Annotated in this window: 17 protein-coding genes; 3 read left to right on the top strand and 14 right to left on the bottom strand. The window is 70.3% G+C overall.

The genetic code is table 11. The features are described from left to right. Nucleotides 1-120: 120 nt before the first annotated feature. From ACFPJ1_RS19860 to ACFPJ1_RS19835, 6 genes are read right to left on the bottom strand one after another with little or no spacing between them, the layout of a single operon-like run. Nucleotides 121-1,116, bottom strand: a complete 996-nt coding sequence (locus ACFPJ1_RS19860; RefSeq protein WP_380105841.1) for a threonine/serine dehydratase — start codon at nt 1,114-1,116, stop codon at nt 121-123. A 22-nt stretch (nt 1,117-1,138) separates the two neighbouring features. Further along, a complete protein-coding gene (locus tag ACFPJ1_RS19855) occupies nt 1,139-1,954 on the bottom strand; it encodes an ABC transporter ATP-binding protein (protein ID WP_380105839.1) in 816 nt (271 codons plus the stop codon). A 10-nt stretch (nt 1,955-1,964) separates the two neighbouring features. Then, complete coding sequence (locus ACFPJ1_RS19850; protein WP_380105837.1) at nt 1,965-2,990, bottom strand: FecCD family ABC transporter permease; 1,026 nt, start codon at nt 2,988-2,990, stop codon at nt 1,965-1,967. Beyond that, on the bottom strand, nt 2,987-4,045 hold the full coding sequence (locus tag ACFPJ1_RS19845) for a FecCD family ABC transporter permease (protein ID WP_380105835.1): 1,059 nt from the start codon (nt 4,043-4,045) through the stop codon (nt 2,987-2,989). The genes ACFPJ1_RS19850 and ACFPJ1_RS19845 overlap by 4 nt, the downstream gene beginning before the upstream one ends. A gap of 1 nt (nt 4,046) precedes the next feature. Beyond that, entirely contained in the window at nt 4,047-5,069 is a 1,023-nt protein-coding gene (locus ACFPJ1_RS19840) for an ABC transporter substrate-binding protein (RefSeq protein WP_380105833.1), read from the bottom strand. Nucleotides 5,070-5,112: 43 nt separating this feature from the next. Next, nucleotides 5,113-6,309, bottom strand: a complete 1,197-nt coding sequence (locus ACFPJ1_RS19835; RefSeq protein WP_380105832.1) for a C45 family autoproteolytic acyltransferase/hydolase — start codon at nt 6,307-6,309, stop codon at nt 5,113-5,115. A 196-nt stretch (nt 6,310-6,505) separates the two neighbouring features. Here ACFPJ1_RS19835 and ACFPJ1_RS19830 point away from each other — a divergent pair, with 196 nt between their 5' ends. Continuing rightward, a complete protein-coding gene (locus ACFPJ1_RS19830; protein ID WP_380105829.1) occupies nt 6,506-7,438 on the top strand; it encodes a MurR/RpiR family transcriptional regulator in 933 nt (310 codons plus the stop codon). Nucleotides 7,439-7,495: 57 nt separating this feature from the next. Here the strand turns inward: ACFPJ1_RS19830 and ACFPJ1_RS19825 are convergent, their stop codons facing one another. The 5 genes from ACFPJ1_RS19825 to ACFPJ1_RS19805 form a co-directional block, all read right to left on the bottom strand. After that, entirely contained in the window at nt 7,496-8,089 is a 594-nt protein-coding gene (locus ACFPJ1_RS19825; protein ID WP_380105828.1) for a Chromate resistance protein ChrB, read from the bottom strand. Nucleotides 8,090-8,114: 25 nt separating this feature from the next. Next, entirely contained in the window at nt 8,115-9,971 is a 1,857-nt protein-coding gene (locus ACFPJ1_RS19820; protein WP_380105827.1) for an FAD-binding protein, read from the bottom strand. Next, nucleotides 9,968-10,687, bottom strand: coding sequence for a VIT1/CCC1 transporter family protein (locus ACFPJ1_RS19815; RefSeq protein ID WP_380105825.1), 720 nt, complete (start codon nt 10,685-10,687; stop codon nt 9,968-9,970). Before ACFPJ1_RS19815 ends, ACFPJ1_RS19820 begins: the two co-directional genes overlap by 4 nt. A gap of 77 nt (nt 10,688-10,764) precedes the next feature. Further along, complete coding sequence (gene acnA / locus ACFPJ1_RS19810) at nt 10,765-13,335, bottom strand: aconitate hydratase AcnA (RefSeq protein WP_380105823.1); 2,571 nt, start codon at nt 13,333-13,335, stop codon at nt 10,765-10,767. Further along, complete coding sequence (locus ACFPJ1_RS19805) at nt 13,332-14,423, bottom strand: isocitrate/isopropylmalate dehydrogenase family protein (RefSeq protein WP_380105821.1); 1,092 nt, start codon at nt 14,421-14,423, stop codon at nt 13,332-13,334. Before ACFPJ1_RS19805 ends, acnA begins: the two co-directional genes overlap by 4 nt. 221 nt (nt 14,424-14,644) lie before the next feature. Between ACFPJ1_RS19805 and ACFPJ1_RS19800 the strand changes: the two genes are divergently transcribed. Together ACFPJ1_RS19800 and ACFPJ1_RS19795 are read left to right on the top strand one after the other, a co-directional pair. Next, on the top strand, nt 14,645-15,427 hold the full coding sequence (locus tag ACFPJ1_RS19800; RefSeq protein ID WP_380105819.1) for a GntR family transcriptional regulator: 783 nt from the start codon (nt 14,645-14,647) through the stop codon (nt 15,425-15,427). Then, entirely contained in the window at nt 15,417-16,418 is a 1,002-nt protein-coding gene (locus ACFPJ1_RS19795; RefSeq protein ID WP_380105817.1) for a GDSL-type esterase/lipase family protein, read from the top strand. The genes ACFPJ1_RS19800 and ACFPJ1_RS19795 overlap by 11 nt, the downstream gene beginning before the upstream one ends. Here the strand turns inward: ACFPJ1_RS19795 and ACFPJ1_RS19790 are convergent. From ACFPJ1_RS19790 to ACFPJ1_RS19780, 3 genes are all read right to left on the bottom strand, one after another. Then, nucleotides 16,402-17,280 (bottom strand): alpha/beta fold hydrolase, encoded by an 879-nt coding sequence (locus ACFPJ1_RS19790; RefSeq protein WP_380105816.1) that lies wholly within the window; start codon nt 17,278-17,280, stop codon nt 16,402-16,404. The two genes, ACFPJ1_RS19795 and ACFPJ1_RS19790, sit on opposite strands and share 17 nt — an antisense overlap. A 93-nt stretch (nt 17,281-17,373) precedes the next feature. Beyond that, a complete protein-coding gene (locus ACFPJ1_RS19785; protein ID WP_380105814.1) occupies nt 17,374-20,412 on the bottom strand; it encodes a glycine--tRNA ligase in 3,039 nt (1,012 codons plus the stop codon). A gap of 18 nt (nt 20,413-20,430) precedes the next feature. Continuing rightward, the gene (locus ACFPJ1_RS19780; protein WP_380105813.1) at nt 20,431-23,949 is read right to left on the bottom strand and encodes a BTAD domain-containing putative transcriptional regulator; all 3,519 of its coding nucleotides are present in this window, start codon (nt 23,947-23,949) and stop codon (nt 20,431-20,433) included. Between the last annotated feature and the right edge of the window lie 119 nt (nt 23,950-24,068).

The following is a 24,068-nucleotide window of genomic DNA, read 5'->3' as shown; positions in this document are numbered from 1 at the left end:
TCCGTGTCAATGTGACGGGGAGTTTATTTGCCAAGGGCAACTTTTAGGCATGACGAGGCGCCCGAAGGGACCCGGGGGCCGGGGTCTCTTCGGGCGCCACCGCGCGGGCCCGGGGAGGGGTCAGGCCAGCGCGGCCACCAGCGTGCTGGCCGAGATGTTGCCGCCGCAGGACACGATCGCGACCCGCTGGCCTTCCAGTTCGGTACGCCGGGCCCGGGCGGCGGCGAACGCCATCGCCGCGGAACCCTCGATCAGCTGGTGCTCGGTGTCGATCACCATCCGCAGCGCGGCGCTGATCGCGTCCTCACTGACCAGGATCCAGTCGTCCACCAGCGTCCGGCACAGCTCGAAGGTGATGCTGCCGGGCTCGACACTGCCTGCCGTGCCGTCCGACAGGGTCGCCTGGGCGTCGACCTGGACCACCTTGCCGGCCTCGATCGACGCCACCATCGGGGCGTCGCGGACGGGCGAGGCGCCGTACACCTTGATCTCCGGCCGGTACCGCTTCAGCACCGAGGCGATCCCGCTGACCAGGCCGCCGCCACCGACGGCCACGAAGACCGCGTCCAGCTGCTGTCCGGCCAGTTGCTCGAGGATCTCCACGCCCACCGTGCCCTGCCCGGCGACGATGTCCGGGTCGTTGTACGGCGGGACGTAGGTGAGGTCGTTCTCGGCGGCGTGCTGCCGGGCGACCAGTTCCAGCGCACCGGAGTCGGTACCCTGACTGCGCACCTCGACGCCGAAGCGCTTGATCGCCGCGACCTTGCTGACCGACGCGTTCTCCGGCACGTAGACGATGCCCCGGCCGCCCAGGGTGGCCAGCGCATTGCTGACCCCGAGTCCGTGGTTGCCGGTGGACGCGGTGACCACGCCACGTTCACGCTGCTCATCCGTCAGCGTGAGGATCTTCGCCATCGAGCCGCGCGCCTTGAAGGAACCGGTGCGCTGCAGGTGCTCGCACTTCACCAGCACCTCCGCGCCCAGTTCCTCGCTGAACGCCCCGAACGGCACGAACGGCGTGACCTCGAGGTGTTCGCGCAACCGCGGCGCCACCCGCTGCGACCGGCTGGCGATCTCGGCCGGGGTGACCGCTTCGGTCAGGGCCTGCTCTGTCATGCGTTGCTCCCCTTCGTCGGGTTCATCCGGTGGCCACCGCCAGGTTTGCACGATCGCGCAGGCCGGCGCGCAAGGGGATGCACATCGGCTTCCCGCTGACCGGGTGCGGCACCACCTTGGACTCCACACCGAAGACGTCGCGGATGATGTCGCAGGTGAACACGTCTTCCGGCGTCCCCTGGGTGACGAGGCTGCCGGACTTCATCACGAACACGTGGTCGGCGTACTCGGCCGCCATGTTGAAGTCGTGCAGCACCATCGCGACGGTCTTGCCCTGCTCCTGGTTGAGCTGGTGCAGCAGGTCGAGCACCTCGAGCTGGTAGGCCACATCGAGGTACGTCGTGGGCTCGTCCAGCAGGATCAGGTCGGTACCTTGGGCCAGGCAGAGCGCGATCCACACCCGCTGCCGCTGACCACCTGACAGTTGGTCGACGTGCTGGTGCCGCAGTTCGGCCGTGCTCGTGACCTTCAGGGCCCACTCGACGGCCTCCTTGTCGGCCTCGCTGGGCACCTTCAAGGATGTGCGGTGCGGATGCCGCCCGAACCAGACCAGGTCCTCCACCGAAATGGATTCCGGGGTGACCAGCACCTGCGGCAGGATGGCCAGCAGCCGGGCCACCTCCTTGGTCGGGGTGTCCTGGATGGACTTGCCGTCCAGGACCACGCTGCCCTTGGTGGGCGGCAGCAGCCGGGCCAGAGCGCGCAGCGCGGTGCTCTTGCCCGAGCCGTTCGGCCCGATCAGCACGCTGACCTTGCCGTCGGGGATGTTCAGGGTCAGGTCCTTGGCGATGACGGTGCGGTCGTATGCCAGCTCGACACCTTGTGCCTGCAGACGCATGGCGGATCTCCTACTTTCCGGTCTTCACGAGCAGGTACAGGAAGTACGGGCCCCCGACGACGGCTGTCACCAGGCCGGCGGGGATCTCGAGCGGCGGCGCGAGGCCACGCCCGAGCATGTCGGCGATCAACATCAGCAGGACGCCGAACAGCGCGGCGGCCGGGATCGAGGCGATGTGCTTGCCGCCGAAGACCCGCCGTGCCATGTGCGGCGCGATCAGGCCGACGAAGCCGATCGTGCCGGACACCGCCACCGCGGCCGCGGCCAGCGCGACGGCGAAGAACAGCAGCACCCGGCGGGTCCGCTCCACCGGCTCCCCCAGGCCCGAGGCCAGGTCGTCGCCGAGACCGAGGACGTCGAGCTTGCGGGCCCACACGATGATCAGCGGGACCAGCACCAGCACCCACGGCAGGATCTGCAGCACCGAGGTCATCGACCGGCCGAACAGGCTCCCGGTCAGCCAGATCAGCGCCGCGGACACGTCGAGGGGGTTGCGGACCAGCAGGAAGCGGATGCCGGCCTCGAACGCGGCGCTGACCGCGATCCCGACCAGCGCGATCCGTACCGGGGTGGCGCCCTTGCGGTAGGCGAACACGTACACCATCCCGGCCGCCAGGAGGCCGCCGGCGAAGGCGGCCGGGACGACCGCCACCACCGGCAGGGTGGGGATCGCGAGCAGCAACAGCATGCCGGCGAAGCCCGCGCCCTTGGTGACACCGATGATGTCCGGCGCCGCCAGCGGGTTGCGGATCACGCCCTGCATCACGGCCCCCGACACCGCGAGCGCGATGCCGACCAGCCAGCAGAGCAGGACCCGCGGCAACTGGAAGTCGATCACGATCCGCGACGCCTGGGTCGAGGTGTCACCGACCAGGGCTCGGAGCACGTCTCCCAGCGGGACCTCGGTGGCTCCGACGCTGAGCCCGTAGAAACTCAGCACCACGGCCAGGACGGTGAGCGACCCCATCAGGATGGCCGGATGCTTGCGAGCCAGGGAGGTACGCCGGATGTTCTGCGCGACGATCGCAGTACTCATGAGGTCACCTTCTGTCGACGCGCGAGGTACACGAAGATCGGTGCGCCGATCAGCGCCGTGACGACACCGGCCGGTACCTCGAAGGGCGGCTTGACGTAGCGGGACACGATGTCGGCGTACAGCACCAGCACACCTCCGCCGACCGCGCAGAGCGGGAGCAGGACGGTGTAGCTGGAGCCGACCAGCCGGCGGAAGATGTGCGGCACGATGAGACCGATGAACGCGACCGGACCGGCCACGGACACGGCGGCACCACACAACACGACCACCAGCGCCGACCCGAACAACCGGGTCCGCTCGACGTTCTGACCCAGACCGCGGGCCATGTCGTCGCCGAGCGCCAGCAGGTTCAGCGGCCGGGCCATCGCGAACGCGCCGATCAGGCCGAGGACCAGCCAGGGCAGCAGGTTGCGGATGTCGTGCCAGCCCGCGTAGTTGACACCGCCGACCAGCCAGAACAGCACGCTGTCGGTGGAGTTCTCGTCGAAGATGATCAGCACCTGGGTCAGCGAGATCAGCAGACTGCTCGCGGTCACCCCGGCCAGCGCGAGCCGGACCGGGCTGACCCGGCCGCGCCCCGAACCGGCCAGCAGCATCACCGAGACACCGGCCGCGGCGGCACCGCCGAAGGCCAGCAGGATCGTCGGCGCGCCGGACAGCGAGGGCACCACGGTGACGGCCAGAACGACCATCAGCACCGCACCGGCGTTGACGCCCATGATCTCGGGCGCCGCCAACGGGTTCGCGGCGACCGCCTGCATCAACGCACCGGCCACCGCCAGGGCGGCGCCGACGCACAGCGCCAGCACCACCCTCGGCAGCCGGATCGACTGGAGGATCAGCTCATCGGGCTCGTCGGCCTTGAAGATCGCCCCGGGCAAGCGGGACAACGAGATGTGCTGACTACCGATCGAGAGAGCCCAGACGAGACCCACGACCAGGACCACCAGCAGCGCCAGCGTCACCCAGGTGACCCGCTGCTTGTTGGTGGTGATCCGAGGACGCCGGTGGGCGGCGTCCTCGGCGGTGGGCGCAGTTTCCAGGGACAGAGACATGTCACTTCCCGTAGAGCAGCTTGATGGCTTCGGTGGCGACCACTTCGGCGGAGATCAGGCCACGCGACCTGGACCAGCTGTCCGGGTCGACCTCGAACGTCCGGTTGTCCTTCACCGCGGGGACCTGCTTCCACAGCGGGCTCTTCTCCCACTGGTCGGTCAGCGTCGGGCCGGGGTTCGGGGCGATGAACATCACCTCGGGCTTGGTCGTGGTCAGCGTCTCCAGCGTGAGCGAGACCGACGCGTCACCGTTCTCGTCCGGCAATGCCGTCCCGATGCCGACCGCGGCCAGCACCCCCGGGGTGTAGGCCTTCGGCGGGAAGCCGGTGAAGCCCTTCTCCGAGGCCCGGACGAACAGCGCCTTGCGCTCCTCACCGGCCGGCACCTTGGCCTTCAGCTCGGTCAGCAGTTTGGCGTGCTCGGCCAGCCGGGTCTTCATCTCGTCACACTTGTTCAGCGCGATCGCGGTCGACATCTCGCTGTCCAGCACCTGCTGGTAGTTGCCGTTCAGACTCGGGTAGGCGATCGTCGGCGCGATCTTGGACAGCTGGGCGTAGATCGCCTTGTGCCGGCCGCTGTCGGCGATGATCAGATCCGGCTTCAGCGACGTGATCACCTGGATGTTCGGCGTGGCGCGCAGCCCGACCGAGGTGTACTTGCCGGTCTTCTCCCGGATCGGCGCGATGATCCGTTCCGGGTGGTCGTCGTCGGCGACGCCGACCGGAGACATCCCGACCGCTGCCATCGCGTCCACGAACGAGTACTCCAGCGCCACCACCTTGGTCGGGTTGCCGGTGATGGTGGTGGTGCCCAGGTCGTGCTTGATCGTGCGGGTGGACTTGCCGCACTGCTCGTCGTTGACGTCCGAGCTGACACCGGCAGCGGCGGCGGCACGGTTGGCGTTCGGGGCCGCACCGGTGGCCGGTGAGGAAGCAGAGCCGCCGCAGCCGGACAGGGCGACCGCGGCGGCGGTCAGGGTGAGTACGGCGACGGTGCGCCGGAACTTCGTGGCGGAAAGGGACATGGCATTCGCTCCTCGAGTCGAAGATGCCTTGCAGGGGTGGGATTCACCCGGCGACGGCAAGAGCCTGCGCCGGACCGGGGACGTGCGGACGGTCCTCGGGACCAGGACCGTCGTAGAGGTTCCACGGAGCCTGCTGATAGCTGTTGCTGCAGGGCAGACCGGGAGTCAGCCGATACGTGCCGGTGGTCAGATCGACCAGGCTGGACACGATCGTGGAGTAGCGGTCGAGCTCGTGCCGGCGCGGGTCGACGTGCTGGCAGACGGCGTTGGGGTGGCTGAAGTGGTCGCTCATCGTGGTCTGCACGATGCTCTGGACCGCTTCCTCGGTGGTGCCGTCGACGCGGGCCCGGGACAGGCCCTCCTCGACGCGCGGCGTCCGGTAGAGCGAGTCCACTGAGAAGGGCTTGTAGGACTGTTCGATCTGCGGCGGGATGAAGGACTGGAAGTGGTTGCCGTGGACCAGCAGCCCATCCGTGGGGTACATCCAGCCGTGCCGTCCGGGCGTGGTCTCGACGTCGATGGCGAAACCGTCCCGGTGGGTCAGGAGGAGATTGCTGGACAGGCTCTGCCGGACGCCGAAGACGGCGGCCAGGGCGTCGTGCATGTCCCAGCTCTCGAGGACTTTCCTGCGGACGAAGGTGCCCGGCACCCCGAGGCCGGTACCGAAGCCCGCGCCGAGCCCGTTGGCGTTCAGGGCCAGGCCGGCGGAGTTGGCGCCGTGGCGACCGACCTGGCCGGCCTCGACGTGGCAGATGATGGTCGGCTTGCCCGGCTGGGCGATCCGCAGTACCACGATGGTGTCGGCGATGCCGTCCCACAGGTCCCAGTTCTGCCCGGCCCAGACGCGGCCCAGCGCGTTGGCCTGCTGCAGCATCGCGAACGAGGTACAGCCGTCGTCGTCCGTACTGCGGTCCGTGGTGGCGTCGGTCTCGGCGAACGGGTTGCCCTTCGTGAGCTCGCCGCGGCTGTTCAGGGCCAGGATCTCCTCGAAGCTGCGGCCCGCGCCCTCGGCGATGCCGCGCAGCTCCTCCAGGATGTCCGGCAGGTAGCCGTCGATCACCGGCACCCACGCAGGCGCCCGGTCGAGGATCTCCTGCCAGGGAAGGCCTGTCGCGCGAGCCACCGACTCGGCGTAGAAGGCGACCGAGCGGGCGATCTGTTCGCGGGCGGCCTCGCCGTACTGGCGGCCTCGCTCACGGGCATCCGCGGCGGTGAGGTCGATCGTGATGAGCTGTGACACGGAGTCGCTCCAGTGGACGGAAGAAGTCTGGAAAGTGACGATTCGTTGTGTTCGCTACGAATATCCATATGACGGTAGTGATTGCTACAGTGGCTGTCAACGGGTCCGGCGATCGTTTACCTGCCGGTGATCTGGGCCCGCCGGGTGACATGATCGGTGCGTACCGGCAGAACTACTGCGAGGCGAAGGAGCCGTCATGACTGTTGCGGACCCCAAGACGCCCACGTTGCAGGAGCGGGTCGCGGCCCGGATCGGGACGCTCACCGCGACCGAACGCAGGGTCGCCGAATACCTGTCCGCCCATCCCCAGGAGGCGGCCTTCTCTTCTGCCGAGGAGCTCGGCCGGGCCACCGGCACCAGCGATGCCAGCGTGGTCCGGACCGCGAAAGCACTTGGCTTCGACGGCCTGCCGGGCCTGAAGCGGTCACTGCAGGGCCATCTGCAGAGCCTCCTCACGCCGGCGAACCGGCTGAGCAACAGCATCGAGTCCGTCGGCAACGGACCCGAGGCGGTGCTCAGCGCGACGCTGCGCGACCACATCGAGCGCCTGGCCCAGGCCGAGCGCACCCTCGACACGGACGAGTTCCGCCGTGCCGTGGAACTGGTCGGCGCCGCCCGCGAGACGATCATCTGCGGCTTCGCCGGCCTCGAAGGCGTCTCCGAGTACATCGCCACCCACCTGGTCCGGATCGGGCACCGGGCCCGGTCCGCCTCGGACACCGGCTACCGCCTGGCCGATCGGCTGCTACTGATCGGCCCGGAGGACGTGGTGGTCGTGCTGGCGCACAACCGCCTCGTCCGGGAGAGCCGGGTGATCCTCGACCTCTGCACCGAGGCCGGCGTACCGGTGATCCTGCTGACCGACACCCTCGGCGAAGCGTTGCGTGACGAGGTCGCGGTGGTGCTGTCCGCGCCGATGAGCCGGCCCGGCACGTTCACCAGCCAGGCCACCGTGCTGATCCTGCTGGAGGCGGTCACGATCGCGGTCGCCGCGGCGGACCGCGAACGCTCACTCGACACCACCGGCCGGATGAACCAGCTCCGCGAGGAACTGACGGGCTACTCCCGCTTGGACGAGGGCTACGCGACCCTGCCCAGGGCGAAGCGCAAACCCGAGCGCCGCAAGTAGCGACACCGGCCGGCGCCCTGCTTCAGACGCCGCTCACGCCCTGCCACGGATCCGCCCTCAGATCTTGCCCTCGGTCCGCTCGTAGACGTCCGCCTCGAACTCCTCCAGCAGGCGTTCGCAGTCGGCCACCTTGGCCCGTGCAAGATCCTTGCCCTCGGCATCCATCCAGTCCCGGCCCTCCACCTTGGCCAGCCAGCGCCGCAGCTTCTCCAGGTCCTGGCGGATCTCCTCGGCCTCCTCGAAGGTGTAGTTCTCCCGGAACCGCTCGAACTCGATCTCCTTGGCGAACTTCGTCTCACACTCCTCGACGATCTCGGCATACTCCTTCGCGGACTGGCTCCGGAAGCCCTCCACGAACTGGTCGCGCGCGTCGTCGTCGACATCGGTCAGGGTGAGGAAGACGCTCGAGCCACCCAGCTCGGCCACCTTCTCCCGCACCTTCTCCATGCCGGCCCGCAGCTCCTCGCGATCCGGTAGTACGCACACCGCCTGCTGGACGTAGAACCCGCCCAGCCGCTTCAGCTCCCGCCACACCGCCACCCGGGCCCGCGACGAGTCGCTGGGCACCTTGTAGATCAGCAGCAGCCAGGAGGCCGACGCAGCGTCGGACAACTCCGCAGTGCTCTTGGCCTTGGTACGTCGGGTCGCCATGCCGGACAGGTTATCCGGCGGCGCCTCAGGCGGCCGTCGCACCGCGTTCTCGCAGCCCGTCGAAGAGACTGAGTCCATCGACCAAGTAGGGCATCACCTCCTGCCAATCCGCGACCAGCCCCACGTCGCAGTGCGCGAAGATCTCCGCCGCGGGGTCGTTGTTGATGGCCAGTACTGTCCCGGCCCGGCTCGCGCCGGCCAGGTGGTTCATGTTGCCGGACAGGCCGATCGCGAGATACAGCCGCGGCGCGACGCTCCGTCCGGTGATGCCGAGCTGGCGGCCGTGCGCCATCCAGCCCTGGTCGGTGACCTTGCGGGTGGCGGCGAGCTCGGCTCCGAGCAGCACCCGCATCGGCTCGAGCTCGGCGTACAAAGCGGGGTCGACGCCTCGGCCGACACCGATCACGACCTCCGCACGGTCGAGTGCGTCCCCCTCGCCGCCGCTGCTCCGGTCGGCTCGCGCGATCGCGGGATCCGGCGACACGGAAAGGACGGTGTGCGAGGCCCGCTCGGAGGTACGCGGCTTGCGCAGCGGCAGCATGCCGGTCCGCAAGGTGGCGATCTGCGGTGACCCGTGGCTGACGATCTCGGCCAGCGTGCCGCCACCGGACGGCTTGAGGCCGGTCAGTCGCGTGCCGTCCACTTTGAGGCTGACCAGGTCCGACATCAGGCCGGCGCCGAAGGCGACAGCCAGCCGGGCCAGTACCTCGCGATCCCACGGGAGCGCGGCGCCGAGGACGGCCCAGGGCGACCTGGCTGCCATCCACTCAGCCAGCGCACTCGCGGCGGGCCGCGGTTCGTCGCTTGTCAGTGTTACTACTGCATCGGCACCCCAGCGGGCCAGATCCGGCGCATCCGCGCCGCCGTCAGTCCGGACGGCGGTCACGGATCCACCGGCGCCCGCCGCCAGTACCGCGGCAGCGCCTAGCAGCGCCCGGGTGCCTGCTTCAGGCCCAGGGCCGACCATGACGACTACCTCCGGCTGGCCCTGACCCGGCGGCGGGACGACCTCATCCCACTCGGTCAGCAGTTCGAGCTCGTCGAGGCATCCGCGGGCCCGGAGCTCCGCGAGCGCACGGCTCGCCTGGACCTGCGGAGTGCCACGGAAGATCACCGGCTCCCGGGTCAGCTCGACCGGGCGAACACCGGCCACCTTGGTCGGGCTGCCGGCCAGGCCCCAACTGCCGGGGGTGAGGTCCGCCGTCGAGATCCGGCGGACGACGTCCTCGGGCGGCCAGGTCTCGACGGGAGCCTTGCAGGGGTTGCACGACCGCTCCGCGACGGCGACGACCGCAGGCAGATCCACCAGGACGGACTCGGTCCAGTCGTCGTGCTGCACGGTCGCCCGCAGCCGGACCGCCTGCTCGCTGGCCGGAGTGCTTGCTGGCGAGTCGCCCGGCTCGGTTTCGACGGCGAGGACGGGGCCGACGTACGGCAGGCCGAGCAGCTCGGCGAGCATCGTGCCGACCGCTCCCGTGCTGCCGTCGACCGAGCTGGCGCCGACGAGGATGAGGTCTGTCGCACCGAGGGTCCCGATCGTGGCGGCCAGCGCCCGGGCGGTGACGAGGCAGTCGGAACCCGCCAGGGCCCGGTCGCTCAGCTGCACCGCGTCGTCGATCCCCCAGGCCACCGCTTCCCGCAGTACGTCGGCCGCGGCGGGCGGTCCCATCGTGACGGCGGTACTGCGGCCGCCGGACTCCTCCGCCAGGCGGACCGCCTGGGCGACGGCCCGACGGCACCATGGGTTCATCTCGGTGACGGCACCCGCACGCTCGAGCCGTCCGTCCGCGTCGAGGCGACCGCTGTGGTCGCCCTTCGGCACCTGCTTCACCAGCGCGGTGATCCGCAGCGGCCGGTGGCTCACGCCAGCTACGTCGTTCATGACAGGCCGGTACCGACCAGGAGGCCGATCGCGTACGTCACCGCGGCGGACAGGCCGCCGAGCAGCAACTGCCGGCCGCCGCCGTACCAGAACGGGCGGGCGGTGATCCGCGCGACGATGCCGCCGGTGACGACCAGGCCGACCACGCTCAGCAGCAGGGCCGGGAGCACGCTGGCCGCGCCGAAGAGGAACGGCAGCAGCGGGATCACGGCACCGAGCGCGAACGCGGCGAACGAGGACCCGGCCGCCAGCCAGGGCGAGGGCAGGTCGTTGGGGTCGACGCCGAGCTCCTCGCGAACGTGCACGTCGAGGGCGATCGCCGGGTCCGAGGTCAGCTCGCGGGCGACCTCCGCGGCCAGCTCGGGGCGCAGGCCCTTCGCCTCGTACATCATCGCGAGCTCCTTGAGCTCTTCCTCGGGGTGGACCTTCAGCTCACGCCGCTCGGTCTCGATCTCGGCCTTCATCAGCTCGGTCTGCGAGGAGACCGAGGTGAACTCGCCCGAGGCCATCGAGCAGGCGCCGGCGACCAGCCCGGCCAGGCCGGTCATGATCACCACCTTGCCGGTGGCGCCACCGCCGACCACTCCGGCCACCAGGGCGAAGTTCGACACCAGGCCGTCCATCACCCCGAAGGTCGCCGGGCGCAGCCAGCCTCCGGTCACATCCCGGTGCGAGTGGTGCTGCTCGGCCGGTCGTTCTGCCACTTCCGTGCTCATCTGCTGGTGTTCCTTCCGAAAATGAAGGTGAGCGTAACCTTAGTTAAATTGCATCACCTGTTACATCAGCGTACTAGTTACTTTCCTGCTGCGGCAACGACTGGCCGCCTTCGGGATTCGAGCCGATCAAGACTGAGCCGATCAAGGACGTACGGCAGCACTCCGCCTTGGCGGTAGTAGTCGTGCTCCCGCGGAGTGTCGAGCCGGATCCGCAGCCGGTAGGTCTTGCCCGCCGACGAAACCGTGGCGAAGCCGTTGCCACCGAGGGTGATGTCGATCGGCTCCTCGCCGGTCAGGTCGTCGCCCTCGCCCGGGAGGAACTCGAGCGGGAGGACGCCCATCCCAACCAGGTTGGACCGGTGGATCCGCTCGAACGACTGGGCGAGCACCGCCCGCACGCCGAGCAGGGCCGGGCCCTTGGCCGCCCAGTCCCGCGACGAGCCGGTGCCGTAATCCTTGCCCGCGACAACAACGACCGGCACATCCTCCCGCTGGTAGGCCATCGCGGCCTCGAACACCGACGTCACCACCCCGTCCTTGCGGGTGACACCGCCTTCGGTGCCCTCGGCAAGGGAGTTCCGGAGCCGGAGGTTGCAGAACGCACCGCGCATCATCACCAGGTGGTTACCCCGGCGTGACGCATAGGTGTTCAACTCACCGGCCGGTACGCCGAGGCTCCGCAGGTAGCGGCCCGCAACGCTGTCAGGCGGAATCGCGCCCGCCGGAGACAGGTGATCCGTGGTGACGGCGTCACCGAGCCTGACCAGGGCTCGCGCCCCGACCAGATCACCCGGCCTGGCCGGCGACTCGAAGTACGGCGGTCGTCGCAGGTAGGTGGACGCCTCGTCCCAGGCGAAGGTCTCGCCGGCCTCGCTGCCGAGGCCCTGCCAGCGGTGGTCGCCGGCGAACACGTCCGCGTAGGCCTTGGTGAACATCTCGGGCCGCAGCGCCTCGCGGATCACTCCGTCGATCTCGGTCGGCCGCGGCCAGATGTCCTTGAGGTACACCGGTTCCCCGTCGCTGCCCTGACCGAGCGGCTCGGTGAGCAGGTCGACGTCCATCCGGCCGACCAGCGCGTAGGCGACCACCAGTGGCGGAGAAGCCAGGTAGTTGGAGCGCACGTCCGGCTGGATCCGGCCCTCGAAGTTCCGGTTGCCCGACAACACCGCCGCGACCGACAGCCCTTCGGCCCGGACCCGCTGGGCGACCTCGTCGATCAGCGCGCCGGACGCCCCGATGCAGGTCATGCAGCCGAACCCGGCCAGGTGGAATCCCAGCTTCTCGAGGTACGGCGTGAGGCCCGCCTCGGAGAGGTAGTCCATCACCACCCGGGATCCGGGCGACAGGGTCGTCTTCACCCACGGCTTGCTCGTCAGCCCTTTGTGCACGGCGTTCCTGGCGAGCAGACCCGCGGCCACCATCACCGCCGGGTTGGAGGTGTTCGTGCAAGAGGTGATCGCCGCGACCACCACCGCACCGTGCCCCGGCTCCGACTTGGAGGTCCGGGGACCGGCCGGGAGGGCGGCTTCGATGATCTGCTTGGACTCGGCCAGGCGGATGCGTTGCTGCGGGCGGCTGGGTCCCGCGATCGACGGGACCACCTCGCCCAGGTCGACCTCGACCCGCTCGTCGAACACCAGGGCCGCGTCCGGGACGTGCCAGAGGCCTTGTTCCTTGGCGTAGGCCTCGACGAGCGCGACCTTCTCGGCCGACCGGCCGGTGAACGTCAGGTACCGAAGCGTCTGCTCGTCGATCGGGAACCACGCGGCGGTCGAGCCGAACTCGGGGCTCATGTTGGCGATCGTCGCTCGGTCCGCCACCGGCAGGCCGACCAGGCCGGGTCCGTGGAACTCGACCAGTTTGCCGACCACGCCGTGTGCGCGCAGTCGCTCGGTGATCGTGAGGACGAGGTCGGTCGCGGTGGCACCGGCCGGCAGCGAGCCGGTCAGCCGGACGCCGACGACGGGCGGCAGGACCATCGACACGGACTGGCCGAGCATCGCCGCCTCGGCCTCGATCCCGCCGATCCCCCAGCCCAGCACGCCGAGGCCGTTGATCATCGTGGTGTGCGAATCCGTGCCCAGGCAGAGATCCGGGAACACCAGGCCGTCGCGCTCGTCGACGACGCGGGCCAGGTACTCCAGGTTGACCTGGTGCATGATCCCCGAGCCGGGCGGGACCACCTCGAGCTGCTCCAGCGCCTGCTGACCCCAGCGCAGGAAGCGGTACCGCTCGCCGTTGCGCTGGTACTCCAGCTCCACGTTCAGCTGCAGCGCGTCCGGACGGCCGAACACGTCGGCGATCACCGAGTGGTCGATCACCAGCTCCGCCGGTACCAGCGGATCGACGGACGCCGGGTCTCCCCCGCGGCTGGCGACCGCATCCCGCATTGCCGCTAGATCCGCCAGCACCGGTACGCCGTTGGTGTCGTGCAGGAACACCCGCGACGCGTAGACCTCGATCTCACCGGTCGCCCCTGGCGTCCAGTTCCGCAAGGACTCGCTGGGCGATCCGTGCCGAAGCGCGTTCTCCAGCAGGATCCGCAGTGTGCGCGGCAGGTGGTCGGGCGCGACACCTCGCAGTGGCTGGAAGGCGACTTTGCGCTCTCCCACCACCAGCTCGGCTTGGCGCGGATCCGCAACGGTCATGCCGCGCCGATCGTGGCGGCCACCGCGGCCGCGAAGTCCGACGTACCGGCTGTGCCGCCGAGGTCCGCAGTACTGACGCCAGACCCGACTGTTGCCTCTAGCCCCTTTTCGATCAGTACCGCGGCCGCCTGCGCCCGCGGGTCGTCGTACCGGGTGCCGAGCCAGTCCAGCAGCATGGCGCCGGAGTTGATCATCGCGATCGGGTTCGCCAGGTTCTGCCCGGCGATGTCCGGGGCGGATCCGTGCGCGGCCTGCGCCATCGCCCGCTCGTGCGAGGCGTTGATCGACGGCGCGATGCCGAGCGAGCCGGCCAGCTCGCCGGTCAGGTCGGACAGGATGTCGCCGAACATATTCTCGGTGACCAGCACGTCGAACGCCTCGGCCCGGCGGACCAGGTGCACGGTCATCGCGTCCATGTGGAAGTCGTCCAGCTCGACATCGGGGTACTGCGCGCCGATCTCGCGGCAGATGTCGAGGAAGAAGCCGGTGCTGGTGCGCAGCACGTTCGCCTTGTGCACGACAGTGACGTGCTTTCGCCGCCGGGTCGCGAGCTCGAAGGCGGTGCGGGCGATCCGCTCGATCGCGGGCCGGGTGAAGATGCCCATCGCGATCGCCACGTCCGGGGTCGGCATGAACTCGCCGGTACCGCGGTAGGTGCTGCGGTCGGCGTAGAAGCCTTCGGTGTTCTCCCGGACCACGACCAGGTCGATGCCGGGCCGCAGCGCCGGCGTGCCCTCGAAGGCCTTCGCCGGCCGGATGTTGGCGAACAGGTCGAAGTGCTTGCGGATGGCCCCGCTCGGGTTGAGCTGGGAGCGGTGCGGCTCCGGGTAGGCGGCGCTGTCGTGCGGGCCGAGCAGCCAGCCGTCGAGCTCGCCGAGCGTTTCCAGGGTTTCGGCCGGCAGCGCGCTGCCGTGGGTCTCGATCACAGCTCCGCCGAGCGGCAGCGGCACCCAGTCGGCGGGCTTCGCACCGGCGGCGGCGAGCGCCGCATCCATCACCTGGACGGCGGCCGGCACGATCTCCGGGCCGATGCCGTCGCCAAGCAGGATGCCGAGCCGGTAGGGCTCCGGGTGGGCGGTGGTGGCCACGCTGGGTCCTCTCGTCGAGTGATGCAGCTACTGTGCTTCGTTATAACCTGTTCCGTCAAGAGATCGGGCCAGACCGTCTCAGGCCTTGAAATGCGCTGATTGTGCCTACTTGAGGGTTATAACGGGTTGTTGAACGACTGTCGAGATGGTGCCGGCGGGCGTCGCGGCGGCGGCTGGGCTGCGGTAGGTTATAACCTCCCCACCGCGTGAACGGAGGACCGATGGACGAGCAGAACGGGAGCCGCCCGACCAAGGCCGAGCTCGCGTACGGGCTGGTCCGCGACCAGATCCTGCGCGGTGAGCTCGAGCCCGGCGCCGTCATCCAGCAAGGCCGGCTGGCCGGGGACCTGGGGATCAGCACGACGCCGCTGCGGGAGGCCTTGCGGCGGCTGATGAGCGACGGCCTGGTCGAGCTGGACGCCCACCGGGACGCCCGGGTGAGCACCCTGAACGCCGAGGAGGCGCGGGATCTCGTCGAGATCCGCCGGTCGCTGGACCCGCTCGCCGCCGGACTCGCGGCGGAGCGGCGGACCCGGGCCGACCTCGAGCTGATCCGCGCCACCGCCGCCGACCTGGCTCCGCTGCGGACCGACCCCAAGGTCGAGGAGCTCAGTACGCACCGGCTCTTCCACCACGCGATCTACTCCGCCTCGCACAACGACCTGCTGGTCCAGACCCTTGACGGACTCTGGGACAAAGCAGACCGCTACCGCCGGCTGGCGCTGAAGGTCGAACGCAGCCAGGAGGACCTGGACCGCACCCACGCCGAGCACCTCGCCCTCGTCGAGGCGGTTGCCGCGGGTGACGCCGACACCGCCGCCGCAGTGATGCGCGACCACGTGGACGCCAGCCTCGGCGCTAAGGCCGCGACCCGCCTGCACACCTCGGCCGCCGCCACACCGTCCACCCCTGCAGCACGTGCGACCCCGCGTGCGAGCGCAGTACCGTCGTCCGCGCGGCGCGGAGCCGGTGCGGCGGAGAGGGCGGTGCGTAGTGGGAGCTGAACCGCTCTGGACCGGCTACCGGCATCGGGAGATCGATGCCGCCGGGTGGATGACGTTCTGGCGGCTGGATCCGCGCGAGCAGTCGTTCGCCTTGACGGACTGGGTCGGCGTGCCGGACCGGCCGGGCCACCGGTTGTGGTCGCGGGCGGCGACACCGGCCGGCGTACGGGCTGCCTGGCTGACCTCGGCGGCCGCGGTCAGCCTCGAGATCCGGGCCGAGCTGGACATCTACTCGCTGATCGCACCGGTCGACTTCCTGGTCGACGGTGTCCTGCATGCGCGTCGCCCGGTCGAGCCAGGCGAGCAGCGGATCACCGTGGAGCTACCACCCGGGTCTGTGCGGCTGGAGATCTGGCTGCCGCAGGCGGGCGCGATCGGCGTACGGGCGGTGTCGTTCTACGGGGCGGCCGAGCCACTGCCGCCGGTCGGGCCGCGGTGGATCGCTTACGGCAGCTCGATCACCCAGTGCACGGGCGCGTTCGGGCCGTCCGAGACGTGGCCGGCGTTGGTGGCCCGCGAACACGGCTGGGACCTGGTCGCGCTCGGCTTCGCGGGCGAGTGCCATCTCGACCCGATCGCGGCGCGGACCATCCGGGACACACCGGCGCGGCTGATCTCGCTGTGCCTGGGCATCAACATCTACGGCGGCGAGACGTTCAGCGGGCGGACCCTGCCCGGGCAGGTCGAGTCGTTCCTGGCGACCGTGCGCGACGGGCATCCACACACACCGATCGTGGTGATCACCCCGCTGCACGCGCCCAACGTCGAGGGCAAGCCGAACGCTCTCGGCCTCACCCTCGACGACGTGCGCGCCTGCGTGGAGCTCGGCGCGCGGGCGCTCGGCGATCCCGAGCTGCAGCTGATCGACGGCCGCACCGTGCTCAGCATCGAGGAAGCCCAGGCCCTGTACGTCGACGACCTGCACCCGGGACCCGAGGGCTACCGGCTGATCGGCGAGCGCCTCGCACCCCTGCTCACGTTGCCGCTCTGAGGATCTTCTCCAGCCTGGCGGCGAACTCCTGGTGCTCGGTGCCGAAACCACCGTGGTCTCCGGGGAGCGCGACCGCTTCCGTTCCCAGTTGCTCGGCCAGGACATTGGCGGCTCGCACCCAGGGCTCGCCGTTCGAACCTTCACCGACAGCCGGTACTACGCGCGTCGGCGCCGCGGCGAGCGCCGCGAGGTCCGGCCGGTAAGCCGCGAACGGCGGAACCTCGTAACCCACGAAGAACGCGAAGTTCCCCTGCATCCGCGCCACAGTCTCCGCATCAGCCTCCGCATCCGGTCCGGGCGGCCGCTCGGCATCCGCTTCCGGCTCGTCGGCCCCGGCCGCCGCCCCTTCGCCCGCCGCGGCGTCGGCGGCGAAGCCGGCGTTCATGGTTTCCAGGGCGGCCCAGGGGCCGGCGGACTGGAAGGTCTCGTCGACCGATCGGATCAGCGTGCGCCAGTGGTCGCGGTCGTCCAGCAGCTCGAACAGCGGCGGTTCGTGGGCGACGAGAGTGCGGACCAGTTCGGGATGGCGAGCTACCAGGTCGAGCGCGATGATCGCGCCCGAGCTGTTGCCGAAGACCTCAGCCGGCGCCTCCGCGGTGACGCCCACCGCCGCGAGCACGCGCGCGGCGTCGTCGCTGTGCACCTCGATGCTCTGCCGCTCGGCCGGACCGTCGAGCGGACTGCGGGAGTTGCCCCGACGGTCGTAGGTCACCACCGTGTACTGATCGGTGAAGTGCTGGGCCAGATCGGCGTACCCAGCGGCGTCGTAGACCCCGCCGCACACCAGCAGCAGAACAGGGCCGGCCCCGCGGACCTCGTAGTACAGGCTCGCTCCGGGGACGGACAGGATGTCGGTTCTCATGGCACCTCCGCTGGACGGTGACCGGCCAGGCGGCCGGTCACCTACTGGTCGGGACCATGATCAGGTTCTTGACATCCCGCCCGACCGACGACGTCAGGACGCCAAGCTGGTACCGAGAGCTTGCCAGTCGAGCACCGGGGCGGCCAGGTCGCGGATGGTGGCGAGCAAGCCGAGGCGCGCCGCGCGGACCTCGGGGTCCTCGGCCATCACCAGGATCTCCTCGAAGAACGTGGTGATCGGCTCGACCAGCACCTCGGCCGCCGTCACGAACTCGCCCAGCGCGGTCGGCGCCGTACCGACCTTCTGGACCGCCTCGTGCAGCACCAGCTCGGCCGGCTCGGTGAGCTTGGACGGGTCGTACTGCGCGGTCACGTCGGCCGGGACGATCCGGCGTACGCGCTGCAGTACTGCGACCAGCTCGGCGAACGACTCGTTCTCCACCTGGCGCTGGAGCTCGGCGAGGGTCTCGTCGGCGGCGGCGGGAGCCTCGGCGAGGGACAGCACCGCGGCGACCTGGTGGTGGTCGTCGCCGCGGTCGATCAACTGCTGCTCGTACCGCCGGATGGTGAAGTCGGCGACGTCGGCCAGCGCGGACTCGGACACCTCGATGCCCTGGTCGCGGATCTGCTCGGCGGCCGCCGCCAGACCGGTGGACAGCGTGATCGCCCGGAGCTCCGGGTGCTCGCGCAGGATCGCGACCACCCCGGCTGCGGCACGACGCAACGCGAACGGGTCCGAGCTGCCGGTCGGCTTCGCGCCGATCGCGAACAGCCCGGCCAGCAGGTCGAACCGGTCCGCCAGCGCCAGGATCGCGCCCGGCGTCGTCGACGGCACCGGGTCGCCGGCGGCGCGCGGCAGTTCCATGTCGAACAGCGCCTGCGCAACGGCCTCGGACTCACCGGCACGGCGCGCGTACTCGCGGGCCATCGTGCCGGCCAGGCTGGTCAGCTCGACCACCATCTGCGAGCCGAGGTCGAACTTGGCCAGCTCGGCAGCCCGCCGCAGCGCGGTCAGGTCGTCACCCTCGAGCCCGACCTTCTCCGCCAGCGTCTCGGCGACCTTGGCGATCCGCCCGGCCCGCTGCGCCATCGAGCCGAGCCGCTCCTCGAACGCGAGCTTCTCCAGCCCCTGCTTCATCGCCTCGGGCGTGCTCTGCAAGTCCGCCCGCCAGAAGAAGGCGGCGTCCTCGTACCGGGCGCGCAGTACGCCTTCGTTGCCGTTGCGCACCGTCGCCTCGTCGATCGAACCGTTGGCGACGGCAACGAAATGCGGCAGCAGCTTGCCACCGGCGTCGCGGACCGGCAGATAGCGCTGGTGCTTGCGCATCACCGTGGTGAGGATCTCCGACGGGAGGTCCAGGTAGTCCGGTGAGAAGTTGCCGAGGATCGCGGTCGGCTCCTCGATCAGGTTGACGATCTGGTCGACCAGCGCGGACTCGCCCTCGAGGTCGACGGTGCCGTCGACCTCGGCCGTGAGCCGCTGCGCCGCGTCGATGATCTGCGCGCGCCGCTTGGCCGGATCGGCCTCGATGCCGTGGATCCGCAGCAGGTCCAGGTACCCCTCGGCCGCGGCGATCTCGACCGTCGGCTGCGCGGCCGTGCGGTGCACCCGAGTCGTCCGGCCGGCGGCGAGCGTCGACACGGAGACCGGGACGACCTGGTCGCCCAGCAGCGCGACCAGCCAGCGGACCGGACGGGTGAAGGAGAGCTTGGAGTCGTTCCAGCGCATGTTCTTGTCCGAGCGCAGGCCGCTGACGATCTCGGCCAGCACACCGCTGAGCACCTCGGCGGCACCACGGCCCGGATCCGGCTTGGTCACCGCGACGTACTCGACGCCGTCGACCTCCAGGTCGTGCAGCTCGGAGGTCTCGACGCCCTGGCCGCGGGCGAACCCGGCGGCCGCCTTCGTAACGTTGCCCTCGGCATCGAATGCGGCCGCCTTGCGCGGGCCGCGGACGACCCGCTCGGCGTCCGGCTCCCCCGCCTGTACTCCGGCGACGAACGCGACCACGCGGCGAGGGGTGGCGTAGGTGGTGATGTCGCCGTGCGCGAGCCGGGTCGCGGCCAGCTTCTCGGTGAGCGCCGCGCGGACCGACTCGGCGGTCTTGGTCACCTCCGACGGCGGCATCTCCTCAGTACCGATCTCGAACAGCAACTGCCGAGTGCCGCTCATGGTCGGGAACTCGGTCGGCTCCGGCGCAGCGGCCGGCAGCTCGGCAATCCCCAGCGGATGCTCGAGCTCGGTCCGCCGCTCGGCCCAGAGCTGGGCGACCTCCCGGGCCAGCGTGCGCATCCGGCCGAACGCCTTCGCGCGTTCCGTCGTACTGACCGCGCCGCGGGCGTCGAGCACGTTGAACGCGTGGGAGCAGCGCAGCACCATCAGATGAGCGGGGACCGGCAGCCGCGCGTCGAGCATCCGGCGGGCCTCGTGCGCGTACTCCTCGAACAGCCGCCGCTCACTGTCGACATCGGCGTCGTCCAGGTAGTACCGGCTCATCTCGTACTCCGCCTGGCCGAACGCCTCGCCGTACGAGATGCCCGGGGCGTAGGCGATGTCCTTGAAGTGCGAGACGCCCTGCAGCGCCATCATGATCCGCTCGATGCCGTAGGTGATCTCCACCGACACCGGGTCCAGCGTCATCCCGCCGGCCTGCTGGAAGTAGGTGAACTGGGTGATCTCCAGGCCGTCCAGCCAGACCTCCCAGCCCAGCCCCCAGGAGCCGGTGGCCGGGTTGGCCCAGTTGTCCTCGACGAACCGGACGTCGTGCGCGTCGGTGTCGATGCCGAGCGCCTCCAGGCTGGCCAGGAACAGCTCCTGCGGGTTACCCGGGTCCGGCTTGAGCACCACCTGGAACTGGGTGTGCGTCTGCAGCCGGTTCGGGTTCTCCCCGTAGCGGGCGTCGTCGGGGCGCACGGAGGGCTCGACGTACGCGACGCGCCACGGCTCGGGGCCCAGCACCCGCAGGATGGTCGCCGGGTTCAGCGTGCCGGCTCCCACCTCGGTGTTGAACGGCTGCACCACCATGCAGCCCCGGTCGGTCCAGTACTTCGTGAGCGCGAGCAGCGCGTCCTGCATGGTGAGCACGACAACCTCAGGTTCGGTCAAGGGGATCTCGGCGGCCGGGCCTGCCACCGCATTCGGTCCCCGAGTCTATTCGCCCCCTGAGTTGGTCTGGTCACGCAGGACCACCAGTCGCCCGCTGCCGCCGCTGATCCACCCGGACGCGCGGGCCTCCACGGCCGCCGCGGTCTGCCGATCGCCGGGCCGGTCGCGTTGCCTCAGGGTGGCAGCCAGCTCGCGTGCGGTCGCGGCGGCGAACGGCCAGAGCCCGGCCGATTCGTTGCGGCCAAGAGCCGTCTGCAGGTGGTGAACGGCCGTATCGAGTTCGCCGACCGTCCGGGCGAGAAGTCCGACATGGTGCCCGGCGAACCCCGCGATGGTGATCCCAGTGCCACCGATGACGAGCCGGTCCTCGTACGGCGCCAGCTGCGCATACAGCTCCCGGGCAGCCTCCGCTGAGCCCAGGGCGGACCAGAGCTCGGCGCGGATCGCGAGATGCGTCAGCCAGAGATAGTCAGGCGGTACCTCGGGCTGCTGACGCCAAGGCCCCAGCGCTGCGGCCGCCTCCTCGATCCGCCCGGCGCTCACCAACGCCAAGGCGTGCCACTCGCGCAGCAACGCCAGCCCGGAGAAGGCGGCTGCTTCGGCAAGCATCGGCTCGATGGCCGCCAGCGTGCCCCGCGCCAGACCGAGCGTCGCCGCCAGAGCGATCGGAAGCGAGGCGGCGCCGGCCAGCGTCGTGCCTGCGTGGAACTCGGCCGCCGTCGCGGTGGCTTGCTCGGCGTCGTCGAACCGGCCCCTGCCCACAGCCACGACCGCGTCGGCCCAGACGAGGGTGACCAGCACGGGCGCGAGCGAGTACGTCTCGGCCAGCCCGCGGGCACGCTGATAGTCCCGCAGTCCCGCGGCCACCTCACCCTGCTCGAGCTGATCCCGGCCAAGGAACACCAGTGCCCGGCAGACCGCCACCGGATCGTCCGCCGCCTCCGCGAGTTCCAGCAATTCGCGAGCAGCCGACAACCGCTCGCCCAGCAGTCCCGGACGCTCGTAGGCGAGATGGCGGAGCTCCAGGATCCTCGCCAGATCCTCCGAGCTTCCGTAACTCCGTGCGAGTGACTCTGCCTCCGTCGAGAGCTCCACGGCCCGGTCGACCGTGTCCGGTTGGTAGTAGATCTCGGCCGCCAGTGCCGCCAGCAGATGTGCCCGCACCACCTCGTGTCCCGCCGGAAGCTCCCGCAGTAGTCGCTCGAACAGGGCGACACCGGTGAAGTCGACCACCAGGTATTCGCGCCAACTCCAGATCGCGTCGGTGGTGACCGCCACCGCGGCAGTCGCTGCCGCGACCACATCTCCGGCCTCGAGGGCGACCTCCGCAGCCTCGCGTGCGGCGGCCCAGGCCTGGATCTCCTGCCCCGCCCGCTTCCGGGCCCGCGCCAGACCGAGCAGTACGTCGAACCGGTCTGTGGCGGAGGCGGTGCGGTCCCGCGACACGGAGGTCAACGCCAGATCCTGCAGCCGGGCCGCCTCGGCGGGAGCGGACTGCCGCGCGGCGAGCTCGGACGCGCGGACGGCATAGGTCCAGGCCGCACGCGCGTGTTCCGGGCCGGCTTCACCGTAGTGGTGGGCGAGCTCGGCCAGTCCGATCCGCCCGGTCCGCTGCTCCAGCAGCCCGGCGATCGCGGCGTGCAACTCGCGCCGCCGCCCCAGTGGCAGCCGGACGTAGACGGCCTCCCTCACCAGAGCGTGGGTGAATCTGAGATCGGGGCCATCGGCAACGATCAGTCCGGCCAGCAACGCGGCCTCGGTGGCGGTGACAGCCTCTGCGGCGGTCAGGCCTGACGCCTCCTCGACGAGGTCGGCATCGAAGGTGGCTCCGTAGGCCGCGGCAGCCTCCAGATACCGTCCCACCTCATCGGGTAGTTGAGCGATCCGCCGGCGCACCACGTCACGGACGCCGTCCGGAACCCGTAGCTCGGCCGCACCCGTTTCGGTCAGCTGCCGCTGGTCCGCCAGCAACCGGATCAGCTCGCCGACGAAGAACGGGTTGCCGTTCGTCCGTCGAGCCAACGCTTCCGCGACCGCGGCGGGGAGCTCGATGTCGTGATGGAGCCGGGCATAGGTCTGGATGCCTGTCTCGTCCAGCCCGCGAAGGCCGATCCGGACCAGTTCCGCACGGGCGAGCTCGGCCAGCACTTCGGCGACCTCCGGCGTGATGTCCGCTTCCGCATCGCGGCTGGTGAGAACCAGCAGCACCGGCAGGCCGGTCAGCATCTGGCCGAGGCTCCCCACCAGGCGGAGAGTGTCCCCGTCCGCGCGGTGCAGGTCGTCCAGCACCAGCAAGGTCGCGCCGGCCTCGCGCAACAACGCAGCCGCCGCCTCGGCCAACCGGAAGACCGCAGTATTCGCATCCAACACTTCCGCGGCCGGATCTGGAATGAGCGCCGCCAGCGGTGTTCTCGCCCTCACGGTGTCGCCGGTCGCCGGGTTCAGGTCTGCCAAGGCCTGCGACCACGGCCAGAAGGGCGGCGCTCCGGCGGTCTCCTCGCAGCGACCCCAGCCGGTGTTGAGGCCCATCGCCGCGGCCGTCGCGGTCAACGCCCGGGCCAGACCGGTCTTGCCGATCCCCGGCTCCCCGGTGATCAGCACCACGTTCCCCCGCCCCGCGGCCGCCTCGACGAGAAGTCCGGCTAGCCGAGTCAACGGCTCCTCCCGGCCGACCAGGTGATTCCCACCGGCACCCGGCCAACTGCCCGCGTCCGGCGGACCGTCCGTGTCCGACGGGCTGCCTGCGCCCGGGCGGTTGTTCGCCATACCGGGGGTTGGCGCGGTGCTGACGGCGCGCGGGGAGGCGTCCAGGGTTGGTTCCTGGTCGAGGATTGCCTTCTCCAGGCGCCTCAGCTCCGGGCCGGGGTCGACGCCGAGCTCGTCGGCGAGGATTCGCCTGGCTCGCCGCAACGCGTCCAGCGCGGCGCCCTGGCGCTGGGATCTGTAGAGGGCGACCGCGAGCAGTCCCCAGGCTGATTCACGCAGCGGATGGGCGGCGGCCAGTTGCTCGATCTTGCCGACCACCTGTTCGTGGTGGCCCGACGCGAGGTCGGCCCGGAACAGGTCCTCGGTGGCGAGCAGGCTGAGCTCCACCAATCTGGCGGCCTCGGCTGCCAGCGCAGGTGCGACGGCGATGAGGTCGGCGTACGGGTCACCACGCCAGAGGTCTGCCGCAGCCCGGAGGAGTTCGCCGGCTCGGCCAGGATCCCTCGACAGGGCTTCGCGGCCAGCGCTCACCAACTCCTCGAACTCGACCACGTCGAGCTGGGCGGCGGCCAGCGAATAGCCCGGCGGCTGAGTGACGATGACCCGGGCGGGCGCTCTGGCCGCCCGGTCGGGCTCGAGCACGCGGCGGAGATTCGCCACGTAGGACTGCACCGACACCAGCACCTTCGGCGGTGGGTTCTCCCCCCACAGCTCATCCACCAGGCGGGATACCGGGACGACTCTGCCGCCGGACGCGATCAGCAGGCCGAGCAGGGCTCGCTGCTTCTGGCCACCGAGCTGGACCAGCCCTCCGTCGGCATCGAGAACCTCGACTGGCCCCAACACCCGAAACCGCACGCCTCGAACCTAACCGGCCGGGCCTCCGGTTGTCAGCGGATGCCTCCAAGTCGGCTCCAGGCGACTTCCAAGGCCCCGGTCCCAGGATCGGATCACCCGAGAGGAATCGGATCACCTGA

The sequence above is a fragment of the Kribbella qitaiheensis genome (assembly GCF_042657745.1).
GTDB lineage: Bacteria > Actinomycetota > Actinomycetes > Propionibacteriales > Kribbellaceae > Kribbella > Kribbella qitaiheensis.
Note: the sequence above shows the minus strand (reverse complement) of the source record. Positions and strands in the feature narration are given on the sequence as shown.